We start from the raw sequence: 294 nt of genomic DNA, 5'->3' as shown, positions 1-294 counted from the left end.
GTTCAACTAAGGGCGCAATTCCTTAGCCAGTTCTCTTATGAACTTCTCATGTTTTCACATGAGCGCAGACTATATGTTTATCTCTTTAGAGATAGAGGATTTTTCCATCACCATAGGCTTGTGATGTACTCTCGTCAGTTATACGAGATAGTCGTTGAACGTTCATCTTATCAATTTTGACTTAGATGATTCGAGGCGGAAGACCCATTGTTCTAGTGTTTAGGATTTAACCTTGCACGATCTGATTGATTTTTTCTGCTTTCGCGACATTCACGCTCGCTATTTCTAGCCACG

At 40.5% G+C, this 294-nt stretch carries 1 protein-coding gene; it reads left to right on the top strand.

Features of this window, described 5'->3' with window-relative positions:
• Positions 1 to 180: hypothetical protein (locus JTF23_RS27580; protein WP_204210295.1), on the top strand; the 180-nt coding region annotated here is incomplete at its 5' end.
• Positions 181 to 294: the final 114 nt, after the last annotated feature.

This window comes from Bacillus sp. RIT 809, assembly GCF_016892495.1.
Taxonomy (GTDB): domain Bacteria; phylum Bacillota; class Bacilli; order Bacillales; family Bacillaceae_G; genus Bacillus_A; species Bacillus_A cereus_U.
The sequence above is the reverse complement of the archived record's forward strand: the minus strand, read 5'-3'. Positions and strand labels throughout refer to the sequence as shown.